Raw genomic sequence first — 15,112 nt, forward strand, 5'->3', positions numbered from 1 at the left:
TCGCGATCATGCTGCCCGACCCGCCCCCGCCCGCCCCGGAAGGGCCGCCCCCGCGGCCGCCGGCCGTCGTCCTGGAGATCCTCGCCGCCGGCGCGCCGTACTCCTTGCTCCTCTCCGGCGGTCTCGCGGTACGGGCGCACGGGCTGCTGCCGGCCGGCGGGCCCGACCGCGACCTGGAGTTCGTCACCGGCACGGACGCGCCCATGGCGGAGGTCGCGGACGCCCTCGGCGCCTGGCTGACCGGGCGCGGCCTGCGGGTCGGCGCGGTGGAGGCCGGCCCGCTCGCGGCGCGGCTCGTCGTGACGGACCCGGAGAGCGGCCTGGACCGCGCCGTCGACGTCCGTAAGGAGACGCTGTGGCGTCCGGCGGTGGAGAGCGCGTACGGGCCCGTACCGGCGGAGGAGGACGTCGTCGGCCTGGCGGTGCGCGCCCTCGCGGACCTGGGGCTCGCGGGCAGCCTCGTCGACGTACGGGCCGCGTCGGCGCGCTGGTCGCACGTGGAGCTGGAGGAGCTGGCCCGCCGTCACACGGTCGGCGCGCCCTTCGACCTCACCGACCTCCAGGCCCGCCTCGCCCGGTCGGAGTGGCTGGACGACGGCGAGTTCGCCGCGTACGGGCTGGACGACGGCGAGATCCAGGAACTCCGGCGCTGGGCGCAGGAATGGGTCGACGACATCGCCGAACGGCTCATCGAGGAAGCACCTTTCGAGGACCCGGAGACGGTGGCGGAGGCCACCGGCGAGACAACCGGGGAAACACCTGCCAAGGACGAGTGAGAACACCGTGAACCCCAAGTCGCCCGCGCACATAGCCAGGCACTCCGTCGGGGAGTCCCGTGCCGCCGAGGCGGTCGAGGACTTCGCCTCGCGGATCGGCCGTCAGGTCGACCTGATGCAGCACAGCCCCGGCCGGGACACCTTCGGCTGGGAGATGATCGCCGAGGAGTTCCTCGACTACGTCGGCGCGCTGTCCCTCACCGACCCCGAGCTGCGCGGCAAGGACGCCGAGGCCGCCCTGCGGTCGGCGGGCGCGGCGGCCCTGGGCGTCGTCACCGTCGGCGTCTACCAGTGGGAGTCGGTCAACGTCTTCGTCGACTACGTCAACTTCGGCCTGACGTACGGCCCCGCCGGCGACCCGGAGGTCTCCCTGGACGAGACCGACTGGCTCCGCGCCCTGGACCTCGCGGTGATCTGCGACCGCTACACCGCCGAGGCCGTGACCTTCGGCGAGACCGCGCGGTACCTGCCCTCCGGCCCCGGGCACCCGCTGTGGGAGCGCGCGGCCACGGGCCAGGCGCACGGGATGCTCACCTACCTCCGCGGCTACGACCTCGACGAGGATTGGGACGGCGCCGAGCCGAGGACCCGCGCCGAGGCGGCCGGGCGGATCGACGCCCTCCTGTCCGAGCTCGCCGCCGACGGGAACCGCAACCGCGCGCGCGTGGCCGGGCTCACGGCCGTACGCGCGCTCCTTACGGGCGACGAGAACGCCTTTGGCGCGGCCCTCGCCCGGCTGCTCACCGCGCACCGCGACGTGGCGGGCGGCAGCGCGTCGCCGCGCGGCCTGCTGCCCCTCGACGCGATCGCCCTGGCCGCGCTGGCGCACCGGCGCGAGGGGTGGCCGCCGGCCGTCACCTCCGGCTATCTGCCGGCGGCGCTCGTCACCGGCGTCCGTACGGAGGGCCCGCGGGTCGGCCCGTACGGGCGGGACAAGCGCGAGGCCGCGCTGGCCGAGCTGGCCGCCGGGCCCGTCACGGTCGCCCGCCCGGCCTTCGCGTGGACGGACGAGCGGGACGACGGGGTCTACGACCGGCTCACGGACCGGAAGCTGGCGGAGTACGCGGACCCGGACGCCGACCCGCGGCTGATCGCCCGGATGCTGCCGAGCGGGGTCCGGCAGCAGGTCCTGCGCTTCCAGTGCCGGGCGGCCCACGACCCGGAGGGCACCGACCCCCGGCAGCGCGAGGCCCTCACCCTGGCCGCCGAACTGGGCGTGGCGGCCTGCGCGACCGGCGTGGCCGAGGACGGCGGGAGCGTCGAGGTGACGATCGGGGGCCGCACCCTGACACTGCCCCGGGTCGGGCCGCAGCCGGACAGGATGACCGGCGGGTGGACGTCCGCGGTGGGCGCCGCGCTCGTCGCCGGAGCGCGGGGACCGCTGGACCGGCTGCTCGCCGTGGACCCCGGCGCCTTCGGGGCCGCCGACGCGTCCTCCGTGACGGCGGCCTACCGGGCCGCGCTCCACGACCACCTGCGCGGTGCCGACGCCCGTCCGGCCGTGGACCGCGCCCTCGCGGCCCGCGAGCGGGCGCTCGGCCGGGACTCCGACGACCTCTGCCCGCCCGTCGTGCTGCTCTCGCAACTGGTCGCCGGGGACGCCGAGGGGTTCGCGCTCGCGCTCGTCGACGCGCTGGAGGAGCACCGCGACCACTACGGCGTCGGCTCCCGGGCCGAGGGCGTGGACGCGGCGGCCGGCCTGGACGTCCTCGCGCTGGCCTGCCGGGCCCGCGCGGTGGGCATGCCGGTACCGGTCCGCTCGCCCTATCTGCCGGAGGCGCTCCTCGCCCTTCACTGAGCCCTTCACTGATGGCCGGAAAGGGTCGCCCGGCGGGCGGGGCGTTCTTGTGGCACGTCTCACCGATCTTGCAGGCTGTGCGCACCGCGAAGGTCCGTACGGATGGGAGCGCACATGCCGCAGGAGTCCGCCCAGGAGCTCAAGGTCACCGCTGACGAAGTGGGCGACTGGTACGACCGGTTCGGCGACATCTACCACGAGACGCTGGGCGAGAGCGTGCACTGCGGGCTGTGGTTCCCGCCGGACGAGCCTCACCCGACGAGCATGGACCTGGTCGACCTGTCGTCCCGGGCCCAGGACCGCTACACCGACTACCTCATCGAGACGCTGGATCCCCGCCCGGGCGACCACGTCCTCGACATCGGCTGCGGCACGGGCCGTTCGGCCCTCAGGCTGGTGCAGCAGCGCGACGCCAGGGTCACCGGCGTCGCCATCAGCAAGGAGCAGATAGCCCGTGCCGACCGCCTGGCGAACGAGCACGGCCTGACCGACCGCCTCACCTTCGCGTACGCGGACGCCCAGGCGCTGCCCTACGAGGACGGGACGTTCGACCGCGCCTGGGCGGTGGAGAGCATCTGCCACATGGACCGCGCCAAGGCCCTCCAGGAGGCGTGGCGCGTGCTGCGTCCCGGCGGGGACCTCATGGTCCTGGAGTCGGTCCTCACCGGCGAGCTGACCGCGGAGGACACGGCCGTCTTCCAGGTCATGCTGGCGTCCAACCTCCCGCCGACCCTGCCGGAGTTCTTCGGCCTGGTCGGTGACGCCGGCTTCGAGACCCTGGAGCTGAAGGACCTCTCGGCGAACCTCGCGATGACCATGAACGTGATGGCCCTGGTCTGCCACGACCGCAAGGAGGAGTTCACCGAGCGGTTCGGCGCGGAGTTCATGGAGGGGGTTGTCCAGGGGCTGCCGAAGGCGCGCGAGGTGGTGGCGCGCAAGACGCGCTTCTTCCTCGTGATGCTGCGGAAGCCGCTGGCCTGAGGCGGGCGCCCCGGGCCGTGGCCGGCCCGGGGCGGCACCGCGCGGCGCCGCCGGCCGCTAGACCGTCAGCGGCACCGGGTGAACCTCCTCGACGGGGTGCCCCGCCATCGCGTGCACCTTCTTGACCGCCTCCGCCGAGGGCGCCTCGGACAGGCAGTAGACGGTCCCGGACTGCGGATCCGCCCACGCCCGCTCGAAATGGACCTTCTCCTTGGCCTCGACGGCCAGGTCGGCCCGGTGCGCCGCGTGCAACTGCTCGGCGGTGATCCCCTTCATCCCGTGATGAACGTCCATGAACTTGGCCATCGCCCGACACCTCCGGTGGATCGCCCCGGGAACCCGTGAAGCGGGCCCTACTCCCATCCTCGGCCCGGGCCCGCCGCGGCGCGACCCCGTAGGGCTTTCGTCAGCAGCGGACCGGCTGGCCGCTCTGCCGGGTGAGGTTGTCGGCCGACATCCAGCCCGCCGTCTTCGTGCCCTCCACCCGGGCGTAGATCCACTTGTTGCCGTAGGCGTTGACGACCGAGCAGTGGAACCAGAGCTTCGTGCCGGACTTGGCCCGTGAGACGGACGAACACGTCTGGTACGGGCCCGACACCAGGTGGTAGTCGCCGGTCAGGTAGCCGTAGGTGCCCGGCTTCGGGTCCTGGTGCGCCCAGCCGTTGCAGCTCTTCGACACCGGCGTGGGCTTGGCCGACGGGGAGCCGGGCCTGCTCGTGGTGCCGCTGGGCCGGGCCGAGGGGGACGACGCGCGCGAGGGCGTCCCGGACGGGCGTCCGGAGGCGCCGGGGGACGGGGAGGCGTCCGGGGTGCGCACGTCGGTGAGCGCCCCGCCGCCGTTCTCCTGGCCGCCGCCCGCCGGTGAGCCGGCCGCGGACGCCTGCGGCCGGGCCTCGTCGCCCTTCGCGCCGCCGTCGCCCACCAGGGCGTACGTGACGCCGCCGCCCGCGAGCACGACGGCCGCGGCGGCCGCCGCGGCGACCGTACGGCCGCGGCGGCGGGGGCGCCCGGTGGCGGGCGCGGGGCCCGCGGCCGGGGCCGCGGGCTGCGGGTAGCCGCTCTGCGGGGGATGCGGGACCTGCGGGTGCTGGGGAACCTGCGGGTACTGCGGGGCCGGCGGGTGGAACGGCGGGGCCGCGCCGAACCCGGGAGGCGGCACCGGGGTGACCGCCTGCGTCGGCACGGGCGTGACGACCGGTGCCGGCACGGGCGCCGGGTCCGTCGCCCCGCCCGCCGCCACCGCCTCCAGCATCTCGCGCGCCCGGTCCGCCGTCGGCCGGCTCTCCGGCTCCTTGGCCATCAGGGCCCGCAGCACCGGCGCGAGCGGCCCCGCCCGCCGCGGCTCCGGCAGGGGCTCCGTGACGATCGCCGACAGGGTGGACCACACGGACGTGCGGCGGAACGGCGACGTGCCCTCCACCGCCGCGTACAGCGTCATGCCGAGCGACCAGATGTCCGAGGCGGGGCCGGGCTCCCGGCCCTGCGCGCGCTCCGGCGGCAGGTAGTCGAGGGAGCCGACGAGCTGGCCGCTCTGGGTCAGCTTGGCCATGGCCTCGTCGCCGGCGGCCTCCATGCTGGCTATGCCGAAGTCGGTGAGCACCACGCGCCCGCCGTGCTCCAGCAGCACGTTCCCCGGCTTGACGTCCCGGTGCAGCACGCCGGCCCGGTGCGCGGCGTCGAGCGCGTCCATCAGCCTGGCGCCGATCGCCGCCGCCTCGCGCGGCTCCAGCGGGCCGCGCTCCGCCAGGACGTCGTCGAGCGAGGGCCCGTCGACGAGCTCCATGACGATGACCGGCAGGCCCTGCTCCTCGGTCACGTCGTGCACGGTGACCACGCCGCTGTGCCGGATGCGGGCGGCGGCCTGCGCCTCCCGCCGCATCCGGGCCCGCAGGTCGGACAGTTCGTGCGTGGAGGCGTCGGTGAAGGCCCGCAGGACCTTGACGGCGACCTCCCGGTTCAGCAGCTCGTCCACCGCGCGGGCGACGACGCCCATGCCGCCCCGCCCGATCGTCGCGGTCACCCGGTAGCGGCCCCCGAGGACCTTGCCTGTCAGCTCTTCGCCGTTCGCTGCCCCCGCCGTCACCGCACGCTCCGTTCCGTCACTGTCCGCCTGTGCGCCCGTTCATGATCGGGCGGCCCCAAGGGTAAAGGCAGGAGCGCCGGGGGAGGCGGGTGGACGGGCGGGGCGTGCGCGGCGGAAGCGGCCCGGGCGGCGTCGTGAGACCCGCCGATGCGCCGGGCCTCATGGCGCGGGCGCCGCCGTCACCACACCAGGGCGTCGGCCGCGTTCGACTGCCAGTACGTGACCGCCGCGCTGTCGTCGATCCACGTGCCCTTGGGGAGCCGGACCGAGTCGGGCCCGCCCTCGGAGCCGTCGCCGCTGTCGAGGAAGACGTGCGCGGTACGGACGTACCGCCCGTTCTCCCCGGAGCCGTCGCCGGCCGACAGCGTGAGGCCCGCGTAGCCGGACTCGCCCGGCTTGAGCGTCACGACCGCCTGCGGCGCCGACTCCTCGATCGCCCGGGCGCCGACGTACGTGTCGTCGTCGAAGCCCAGGAGCGGGGCCTTGAGGAGGTTGCAGGGCTCGGAGCCGGTGTTGGTGACGGTGATCAGCTGGTGGTTGATCGGGCGGCTCACGTTCCGCACGGTGAAGTCGGCGTTCGCCGTGGAGCAGAGCGCCCGCACCGGGCCGCGGTCCGCCTGCGGGGCGGCCTGGGCGGGAACGGCCGCCGTCGCCAGAACGGCGGCGCCGGACAGGGCGGCGGTGGTGAGGAGGCGTGCGAAGCGCATGGGGTTCTCCTGATGAGACGTCAGTGAGTGGTGACCGCCCCGGTGTTCCCCGAGGCGTGATCAGCCTGCGGCGCCGCCCGTCCCGGCTTCAAGGGCCTGCCCGGCCATCCGGGACGCCGGGACGGTTGCACACGGTCTGACCTGCGGAAACGTCAGCCCGTGGAACGCCTTGGTGGAACGCGGGCGGTCACTCCACGGGCGCCGGACCCCACTTCGTGTCCCCCGGCGGCTGCTGGTACGAGGGCCTGCCCGTGGAACCGCTGGTGCGGAAGGACCTGCCCTGGTCGTCGATCCGGAGGGTCCCGCGCCGGCCGCCGCTGGACCACTGGAGCTCCAGGTGCCACCGCACGTCGCGTTGCTTCGCGTCGGCCTTGATGTAGAAGACCTCGGGGTCGGTGCGGCTCACCTTGTACGGGAAGTCGCGCTGACCGGCCACCGGGGTGAGGGCGGGCGACCCGGCGTCGAGGTCGACGCCGAAGGCGCGCGTGGCCACGTCCCCGCCGCACCCGACGCCGGTGGCGTACGCGTTCCAGGCGAGCGGCGCGCCCGTGCCGTCCACCCGGACGTGCAGCTGCTCCAGCACGACCGTGTCCTTGCCGGCGCCCTGCAAAGTGATCTTGATGAACTGCTGGTCGGCGACGACGGCGCCGAGCTCGGACGCCCAGGCGGGCGCGTCCTGCTCGATGGGGGGCTTCGGCATCTCGGCCGGGGCCCGGTTGACCAGGAAGCGCTGGGAGCAGGGGCTCTCGTAGGCGTACGGCCGGGTGTGGGCGGTCAGGGGGGCGTCGCCCCCGTCACCGCCGGCCTTGTCGTCGCGGTCGGCGCCGGCCTCTCCGCCGCCGGCCTCCTGCTTGCCGGGGGCGCCGGGTGACGCGGCGTCATCCGGGGCCGTGGACGCGGCGGGCTCGTCGCCGTCCTTCTCCTTCTCCTTCTTCTCCTCCTCCGGAGAGGCGGACGGCGTGCCGGACGGGCCCTGTCCGGGCTTCCCGGGCGCGGCCGCCCCGGGCTTCCTGGAGGAGGAGGCCGCGGCGGGCCCCTTCTTCCCGTCGCCGCCGTCGCTCCCGACGAGGCCGACGGCGAGCGCGGCGGAGCCCGTCACGCCCATGACGCAGGCCACGGCCAGGGCGGCCAGGACGCCCTTACGGGGCCGCCGCTTCCGCTGCGGGTGGTCGGCAGGTACGGCCGCCGGGGGCGGTGTCGCCGTCGTGTCCTCCGGCGGCGGTGGTGTGGTTCCCGCCCGGGGAGCCTGCTCCACCGGAGGCGCGGGTTCCGGTCTTGGCGGGGCCGCCTCGGCCGTCGCCGCCACAGCTTCCGTGCGGGCGGCCCCGGCTGACGCCCCGTCGGCCTCGGGCTTACGGCCGCGTGCCGCGTCCGCGAGGATCCACGCCCGGTGGACCCGCATCATCTCTTCCGGCGTGGCCTTGCACAGGCGGGCCAGCCGCTCCACCGGAGCGAACTCCGCCGGCACGGTGGACCCGTTGCAGTAGCGGTGCAAGGTCGACGTGCTCACGTGCAGCCGCTTGGCCAGCACCCCGTAACTCAGGCCCGAGCGCTCCTTCAGCGCGCGCAGCAGATCCGCGAGACCGTTGGCCTCCACTTCGCCCCTCCGTCCCATGTCCCCGTTCCAGGGAACACCCATTCCCCCAGGTCAGAGCCAGTGCGAGCGTTCCGGCGTCCCTAACGGGCCGGTTGTGCTGGCGCCAGGGACGCGGCGTCGCACAAGCTTTCGTCATCCAAGCACGCCGCTCCCGGATCCGGTCGAGCGGCGCTCCGCTTCCCCTCCCCCTGAAGAGAGAGATCCGCCATGCGCGCCTCCGTCCGCCGGCCCCGTCTGTTCGCCGCCGCCTCCGTCGTGCTCGCCGCACTCGCCCTGACGGCGTGCGAGAGCGGAGAGGGTACCCGCGCGGAGGGTGCCGCCTCCCAGCCCGCCCAGGCGGACCGCCCCTCGCAGCCGGCGGGGCCGAGCGAGCCGGCCGGGAAGCCCGACCGCCCGGCCGGGTCCGCCGCCTCCGGCGAGAAGGGGACGGGCGGTACGAGCACGGGCCAGGCAGGGAAGGGCGGTACGGGCGGCAAGGGCGCGGCCCACGGACCGGCCTCCGCCGACAGCGACCCGTACGCCCCCGAGAACCGGGTGGCCTGCACCGCCGACAACACCGAGATCATCGCCACGCCGGTCTCCCGCCCGCTCAACCACATGCTGCTCACGATCACCAACACCGGATCCAAGATGTGTGACCTGAAGGGCTACCCGATCGTCAGGTTCGACGAGGCCCAGTCCGTGCCGCCGGTCATGGAGCAGACCAAGCCCCAGGCGGTCACCTCGCTCGCCCCGGGCAAGAAGGGCTACGCCGGCGTGATCCTGTCCGCGGGCGACGGCACGGGCGGCGAGGGCCGCACGGCACAGAGCCTGGAGATCGGCTTCGAGGGCGGCGGCAGGATGGCGGAGGCCGCCCTCCAGGCCAAGGGGGTGCACATCGACGACTCACTGCGGGTCACCTACTGGGTGTCCTCGTCCACGGACGCGCTCAACTGACGCGCTCGCTCATCCGGCGCACCCGCTCACCTGACGCGGACGACGAAAAAGCCCCGGGCCGCTGGCCTGGGGCTTCGAGGAACTGCGTGGAGCGGGTGACGAGAATCGAACTCGCGCTCTGAGCTTGGGAAGCTCATGTTCTACCATTAAACTACACCCGCGAGGACGCCCGTTCCGGGCATCGCATCGTCGCACACTGTACCCCATCGAAGGCCCCCGGCGCACTGGTCGCGGGGGTCTTCTTGGCGTGGCTGGGATCCGTGGGGCGGGTGGGGATGCGGCCGTGGGTGACGGGAGTTGGGGCGTACCGTGGGGCGGGGCAAGCCGTCGGGGGGCTTCCGGGAGTGCCGCCTTCAAGCCCGTCCCGTACATCCCCTAATGTGGCTTTTGTCTTTCACGTACATGGGGAAAGGGAGCTCGATGGAGCGCACCGTCGTTCGTTGTGCCGAAGGGCACGTGTTCAGCACCGCTTCGTTCCCGATGCAGAATCTCGGCCCCGGCCGGCTCGGCCCCGGGCGGCTTCTCCGCTGCCCGCGCTGCGCCCGGCTGCGGCACTCCGTCCCGGTGACCGCCGGCGGACAGAAGCGATAGCGCGAACGAAGAGCCGGCGCAGTGGGCCGGAGCAGTGATCCGAGAGCGACGAGCAGGGAGTCATGAGCGGCGCGGGCCCGGTCCGATCGGACCGGGCCCGCGTTGTCCGGCTTCTCCGCGTATCCTCGACCCGTGCTTCTCTCAGACAAGGACATCCGGACCGAGATCGACGCCGGCCGGGTGCGTATCGACCCGTTCGACGAATCCATGGTGCAGCCGTCGAGCATCGATGTGCGCCTCGACCGCTACTTCCGGGTGTTCGAGAACCACCGGTACCCGCACATCGACCCCGCGGTCGAGCAGGCGGACCTCACGCGTGAGGTGGTGCCGGAGGGCGACGAGGCGTTCATCCTGCACCCCGGTGAGTTCGTGCTCGCCTCGACGTACGAGGTCATCACGCTCCCCGACGACGTGGCCTCCCGCCTGGAGGGCAAGTCCAGCCTCGGCCGGCTCGGTCTGCTGACGCACTCCACGGCCGGCTTCATCGACCCGGGCTTCTCCGGGCACGTGACGCTGGAGCTGTCGAACATGGCCACGCTGCCGATCAAGCTGTGGCCGGGGATGAAGATCGGGCAGCTGTGCATGTTCCGGCTGACCTCACCCGTCGAGCATCCTTACGGGTCCGCGAAGCACGGTTCCCGCTACCAGGGCCAGCGCGGGCCGACGCCCTCGCGATCCTTCCAGAATTTCCACCGCACGCAGGTCTGAGCGACCAGGGAACAAGGCGAAGAGCAACAGTGAGTGAGATCCGCGAGAACCTGACCTACCCGATCTTCGGGCAGGCCATCCGTGAGCTGGCACAGACCATCGCGGACGACGGCTACGAGCCGGACATCATCCTCTCCATCGCGCGCGGCGGCGTCTTCGTCGCGGGCGGCCTGGCGTACGCGCTGGACTGCAAGAACATCCACCTGGTGAACGTGGAGTTCTACACCGGCGTCGGCACCACGCTGGAGATGCCGGTCATGCTCTCCCCCGTCCCGAACGCGATCGACTTCTCCAACAAGAAGGTCCTGATCGCCGACGACGTCGCCGACACCGGCAAGACGCTCAAGCTGGTGCACGACTTCTGCCTGGAGCACGTCGCCGAGGTCCGCAGCGCCGTGATCTACGAGAAGAGCCACTCGCTCGTGAAGTGCGAGTACGTGTGGAAGAAGACCGACGAGTGGATCAACTTCCCGTGGAGCGTCGAGCCGCCGGTCGTGCGGCGCGAGGGCCAGGTCCTCGACGCGTGAGCGTCCGCTGACACGAGAGAGGGCCCCGGCCGCGTTCTTACGCGGCCGGGGCCCTCTCTTTCGTTCTCTCGCGCTTCCGGTGCCTACAGCGTGCCGAGCTTGATGATGGACAGCAGCGCGATCAGCTGGATGGACGAGGCGGCCAGCGCCCTCGGCCACGGCAGGTCGTGCGACTTGCTCACCATCGAGGTGAAGAGCACGCCCGCCACCAGCCAGGTGGCCCAGCCCAGCACCTGGACGAAGGGGCTGTCGCCGCCCATGAACATCGCGAACAGCAGGCGCGGCGCGTCCGTGATCGACATGATCAGCATGGACAGGCCGACCGTCGGCTGCCAGAGGCCGTCGCCGCCGAGCTGCCGGGCCAGGGTGTGGGTGACGGCGCCGAGGATCAGGCCCGAGATCACCACCACGACGCCGGTGATCAGCACCGACGGCAGGCTGTTGGAGAGCGAGGCGTTCAGCACGTCCTCGCGGGCCTTGTCGAAGCCGAAGACGGCGAGCAGGCCGTAGACGAAGGTGACGACGAGGGCCGGGACCCAGACCGCGTGGTCGCGCATCTGCCAGAAGGTGGCGGACGGGCGCAGCACGATGCCGGTCAGCAGCTCCTTCCACGGCAGGCGCGGGCCGGGCGGCGGCGCGGGGGCGGCGGGGTAGGGGTCCTGGCCGCCGTACGGGTCCTGGCCGCCGTAGGCGTCGGGGCCGTCGCCGATGCTGAACTGCCGGGTGTGGCCGGGGTCGTCGCCGGGGCCCGGGGCGTAGTACGGGTCCTGCGGGGCGGGTCCCGGTCCGGGCTGCGGCTGCCCGCCGTACGGCTGGTTGTAGCCCGGCCGGCCCTGCTGGCCGTAGCCCTGCTGCCCGTAACCCTGCGGGTCGTAGCCCGGCCGGCCCTGGCCGTGCCCCTGGGGCGCGCCTCCGCCGAAGTACTCGGGCTCGTCGTACGCCGACGGCCGCTGCCACTGCTGACCGCCGCCGTGGCCACCGGCGGGTCCGCCGCCGTGCCCGCCGGGGCCGCCCTGACCGCCTTGGCCGCCGTACGGGGCCTGGTACTGCCCCGGGCGCTGTCCTTGCCGCGCGGGGTCGTGTGCGTCCCGTCCGCGTCCCATCCTGAATCCAGCCACACCTCGAACGTACCCGTTCCACGAGGTCGCGGCGCTTGGGCCCCGGGAACGGGCCCGCCTTTGCGGCCGAGCTGTGACATCCCCTAAGGGAAAGACCGGGGGTTGGGCAACTCTCGCTCCACACTGGGTATCAGCGGCATCCGGCGTCCCCCCTGTGGGCGTACGTCGCAGGGAGGACGAACGGGAGCGCGGAGGCGTGCCCGGGTGCGCCGAGGCGCCCCCGCGACGCCCTCTTCACCGCAGTGTGGTCTTCACCGGCACGCCTCCGCGCGAGCCCTTCCCGTCGACGCCGCCCACGTTGTCGATCATCCGCTGGAGGACGGTGAGCGTGGCGGCGTACTCCTCGTCCGTGACGCCCTCGTGGATCTCCGAGCGCAGCCGGGTGACGAGGTCCTTCGTCCGGCTCTTGGCCTCCCGGCCGGCCTCCGTGAGCCGCAGGCGGCCGTCGGCGCCTTCGCGGAGCCAGCCGCGCGCGAGCAGGTGGTCGACGGCGTGGCCGGTCAGCTCGCGCCCCAGCTCGATGAACGGCCGCAGCCGGTCGCCGACCTCCTCGCGGGTGAGGCCGTCCTCGGCGCCCGCGACGTGGTTGAGCGTCCACCACTGGGGCTGGGTGACGTCGGTACGGGCCATGGCGCTCTGGATGTGCCGGATGACCGCCTTGTCGGCGGCCCAGGTCCAGTAGCCGACCGGCTGGGTGGCGAGGGCGGCGGTGTCGGTGAGCTCGCGGTGTGTCGTCGTCATGTGCACGACGCTATGACCTCAAGCATTGTTGAGGTCAAGGGTCGGCGAGACATTCGGAGGAAGAACTTCCGGGGGTGGGCCGGGGTCGGCGGCGGAGGGCCGCGTCCGCGTCCACCGTGTCACGCCCGTACGACAACGGCCGGTCCCCCGAAGCCTTCGGGGGACCGGCCGTCACAGCGTGCTCGTACCGGCTACTTCACCGGCTCCGGCTCCGGCGCGTCCGCCTTCTCGCCGTCGCCCTCCGGCTCCACCGGGGTCTTCACCGACTCCAGCAGCAGCTGGGAGACGTCGACGACCTGGATGGACTCCTTGGCCTTGCCGTCGTTCTTCTTGCCGTTGACCGAGTCGGTCAGCATGACGAGGCAGAAGGGGCAGGCGGTGGAGACGATGTCCGGGTTGAGGGACAGCGCCTCGTCCACGCGCTCGTTGTTGATGCGCTTGCCGATGCGCTCCTCCATCCACATGCGCGCGCCGCCCGCGCCGCAGCAGAAGCCGCGCTCCTTGTGGCGGTGCATCTCCTCGTTCCGCAGGCCCGGCACCTTCGCGATGATCTCGCGCGGGGGCGTGTAGACCTTGTTGTGGCGGCCCAGGTAGCACGGGTCGTGGTACGTGATCAGACCCTCGACCGGCGTGACGGGGATCAGCCGGCCCTCGTCGATCAGGTGCTGGAGCAGCTGCGTGTGGTGGATGACCTCGTACTCGCCGCCGAGCTGCGGGTACTCGTTGGCGATGGTGTTGAAGCAGTGCGGGCAGGTCGCGACGATCTTCTTCTTGGACTTCTCGACCTTGACGGCCGGTTCGCCGTCCTCGCCGTCGGTCTCGCCGAACGCCATGTTCAGCATCTCGACGTTCTGCTGGCCGAGCTGCTGGAAGAGGAACTCGTTGCCCAGGCGGCGGGCCGAGTCACCGGTGCACGCCTCGTCGCCGCCCATGATCGCGAACTTCACGCCCGCGATGTGCAGCAGCTCCGCGAAGGCCTTCGTGGTCTTCTTGGCGCGGTCCTCCAGGGCGCCGGCGCAGCCGACCCAGTAGAGGTAGTCGACCTCGCTGAGGTCCTCGATGTCCTTGCCGACGACCGGGACCTCGAAGTCGACCTCCTTGGTCCACTGAAGGCGCTGCTTCTTCGCCAGGCCCCAGGGGTTGCCCTTCTTCTCCAGGTTCTTGAGCATCGTGCCCGCCTCGGACGGGAAGGAGCTCTCGATCATCACCTGGTAGCGGCGCATGTCGACGATGTGGTCGACGTGCTCGATGTCGACCGGGCACTGCTCGACGCAGGCGCCGCAGGTGGTGCAGGACCACAGCACGTCCGGGTCGATGACGCCGTTCTCTTCGAGGGTGCCGATCAGCGGGCGCTCGGCCTCGGCCAGCGCCGCCGCCGGGACGTCCTTCAGCTGCTCCTCGGAGCCCTTCTCGTTGCCCTCGGCGTCCTTGCCGCCGCCCGCGAGCAGGTACGGCGCCTTGGCGTGCGCGTGGTCGCGGAGCGCCATGATCAGCAGCTTCGGCGACAGCGGCTTGCCGGTGTTCCAGGCCGGGCACTGCGACTGGCAGCGGCCGCACTCGGTGCAGGTGGAGAAGTCGAGGATGCCCTTCCAGGAGAACTCCTCGACCTTGGAGACGCCGAAGACGTCGTCCTCGCCCGGGTCCTCGAAGTCGATCGGCTTGCCGCCGCTCGTCATCGGCTGGAGCGCGCCCAGGGCGACGCCGCCGTCGGCCTCGCGCTTGAACCAGATGTTGGGGAAGCCCAGGAAGCGGTGCCAGGCCACGCCCATGTCGGTCTTCAGCGAGACCGTGATCATCCAGATGAACGACGTCGCGATCTTGATGCCCGCGACGAGGTAGGTGATGTTCTGGACGGTGTCGAGGCTCAGGCTGTTGAAGGCCGCGACCATCGGGTACGAGGCGAAGTAGCCGATCTCGTAGTGGTCGACGCCGTGCTGGGTGCCCTCCAGGGCGTGCAGCGTCATGATGCAGAGGCCGACGACGAGGATGACGGTCTCGACGAAGTACGCCTGGCCGAAGTTCGAGCCCGTGAAGCGGGACTTCCGGCCCGCCTTGCCGGGCTTGCTCAGCTGGCGGATGACGATCAGCGTCACGATGCCGACCGTCGTCATCAGGCCGAGGAACTCGACGAAGATCTCGTACGGCAGCCAGTCGCCGATGACCGGGATCAGCCAGTCGGCCTGGAAGAGCTGGCCGATCGCGTTGACGATCGTCAGCAGCAGCGAGAAGAAGCCCACCGCGACGAACCAGTGGGCGACACCGACGACGCCCCACTTGTTCATGCGGGTGTGGCCGAGGAATTCCTTGACGACCGTGATCGTGCGCTGCACCGGCTCGTCGGTACGGGTGCCCGCGGGTACGGGCTGCCCCATCCGCATGAAGCGGTAGAGCTGGAGGATGGCACGGCCGAACAGCGCGACGCCGACCGCGATTAGGACCAGCGACACGATGATCGCGGCGAGTTGCATGGTGGCTCCTCGGCCTCCGGGAGTGAACTACTACTAACGGGTAACTTATCCGGTCCGTACGAGACTACTCACTCGCGCGCC

The 15,112-nt window shown here is 72.4% G+C and carries 13 protein-coding genes and 1 tRNA gene; 6 read left to right on the forward strand and 8 right to left on the reverse strand.

The genetic code is table 11. From position 1 onward, the window contains the following. The first annotated feature begins 8 nt into the window (after positions 1–8). From SMD11_RS17520 to SMD11_RS17530, 3 genes are all read left to right on the forward strand, one after another. The gene (locus SMD11_RS17520; protein ID WP_087927358.1) at positions 9–776 is read left to right on the forward strand and encodes a hypothetical protein; all 768 of its coding nucleotides are present in this window, start codon (positions 9–11) and stop codon (positions 774–776) included. Between the two features lie 7 nt (positions 777–783). Continuing rightward, on the forward strand, positions 784–2,574 hold the full coding sequence (locus SMD11_RS17525; RefSeq protein WP_087927359.1) for an immunity 49 family protein: 1,791 nt from the start codon (positions 784–786) through the stop codon (positions 2,572–2,574). Between the two features lie 102 nt (positions 2,575–2,676). Continuing rightward, the gene (locus SMD11_RS17530) at positions 2,677–3,555 is read left to right on the forward strand and encodes an SAM-dependent methyltransferase (protein ID WP_234366074.1); all 879 of its coding nucleotides are present in this window, start codon (positions 2,677–2,679) and stop codon (positions 3,553–3,555) included. Positions 3,556–3,612: 57 nt separating this feature from the next. Here the strand turns inward: SMD11_RS17530 and SMD11_RS17535 are convergent, their stop codons facing one another. The 4 genes from SMD11_RS17535 to SMD11_RS17550 form a co-directional block, all read right to left on the reverse strand. Beyond that, positions 3,613–3,861, reverse strand: a complete 249-nt coding sequence (locus SMD11_RS17535; protein WP_087927361.1) for an SCO4226 family nickel-binding protein — start codon at positions 3,859–3,861, stop codon at positions 3,613–3,615. A 100-nt stretch (positions 3,862–3,961) separates the two neighbouring features. Further along, the gene (locus tag SMD11_RS17540) at positions 3,962–5,638 is read right to left on the reverse strand and encodes a serine/threonine-protein kinase (protein ID WP_087927362.1); all 1,677 of its coding nucleotides are present in this window, start codon (positions 5,636–5,638) and stop codon (positions 3,962–3,964) included. Between the two features lie 179 nt (positions 5,639–5,817). Further along, positions 5,818–6,345, reverse strand: coding sequence for a DUF4232 domain-containing protein (locus SMD11_RS17545; protein ID WP_087927363.1), 528 nt, complete (start codon positions 6,343–6,345; stop codon positions 5,818–5,820). A gap of 187 nt (positions 6,346–6,532) precedes the next feature. Beyond that, entirely contained in the window at positions 6,533–7,942 is a 1,410-nt protein-coding gene (locus tag SMD11_RS17550) for a helix-turn-helix domain-containing protein (RefSeq protein WP_087927364.1), read from the reverse strand. 207 nt (positions 7,943–8,149) lie between these two features. Here SMD11_RS17550 and SMD11_RS17555 point away from each other — a divergent pair, with 207 nt between their 5' ends. Continuing rightward, a complete protein-coding gene (locus tag SMD11_RS17555; protein ID WP_087927365.1) occupies positions 8,150–8,878 on the forward strand; it encodes a DUF4232 domain-containing protein in 729 nt (242 codons plus the stop codon). 87 nt (positions 8,879–8,965) lie between these two features. On the opposite strand, the gene SMD11_RS17560 is transcribed toward SMD11_RS17555, so the two are convergent. Further along, a tRNA-Gly gene (locus tag SMD11_RS17560) sits at positions 8,966–9,039 on the reverse strand. A 562-nt stretch (positions 9,040–9,601) separates the two neighbouring features. Between SMD11_RS17560 and dcd the strand changes: the two genes are divergently transcribed. Further along, on the forward strand, positions 9,602–10,177 hold the full coding sequence (gene dcd, locus SMD11_RS17570) for a dCTP deaminase (RefSeq protein ID WP_030366976.1): 576 nt from the start codon (positions 9,602–9,604) through the stop codon (positions 10,175–10,177). Positions 10,178–10,206: 29 nt separating this feature from the next. Beyond that, positions 10,207–10,704, forward strand: a complete 498-nt coding sequence (locus SMD11_RS17575) for a phosphoribosyltransferase (protein ID WP_087927366.1) — start codon at positions 10,207–10,209, stop codon at positions 10,702–10,704. An 83-nt stretch (positions 10,705–10,787) separates the two neighbouring features. Here the strand turns inward: SMD11_RS17575 and SMD11_RS17580 are convergent, their stop codons facing one another. The 3 genes from SMD11_RS17580 to SMD11_RS17590 all read right to left on the reverse strand — a co-directional run bounded on the left by SMD11_RS17580 (position 10,788) and on the right by SMD11_RS17590 (position 15,031). Further along, on the reverse strand, positions 10,788–11,807 hold the full coding sequence (locus SMD11_RS17580) for a Yip1 family protein (protein WP_087927367.1): 1,020 nt from the start codon (positions 11,805–11,807) through the stop codon (positions 10,788–10,790). Between the two features lie 249 nt (positions 11,808–12,056). Next, the gene (locus tag SMD11_RS17585; RefSeq protein WP_087927368.1) at positions 12,057–12,563 is read right to left on the reverse strand and encodes a MarR family winged helix-turn-helix transcriptional regulator; all 507 of its coding nucleotides are present in this window, start codon (positions 12,561–12,563) and stop codon (positions 12,057–12,059) included. A 191-nt stretch (positions 12,564–12,754) separates the two neighbouring features. Further along, positions 12,755–15,031, reverse strand: a complete 2,277-nt coding sequence (locus SMD11_RS17590) for a (Fe-S)-binding protein (protein WP_087927369.1) — start codon at positions 15,029–15,031, stop codon at positions 12,755–12,757. Positions 15,032–15,112: the final 81 nt, after the last annotated feature.

It is taken from the genome of Streptomyces albireticuli, assembly GCF_002192455.1.
GTDB classification, from domain to species: Bacteria; Actinomycetota; Actinomycetes; order Streptomycetales; family Streptomycetaceae; genus Streptomyces; species Streptomyces albireticuli_B.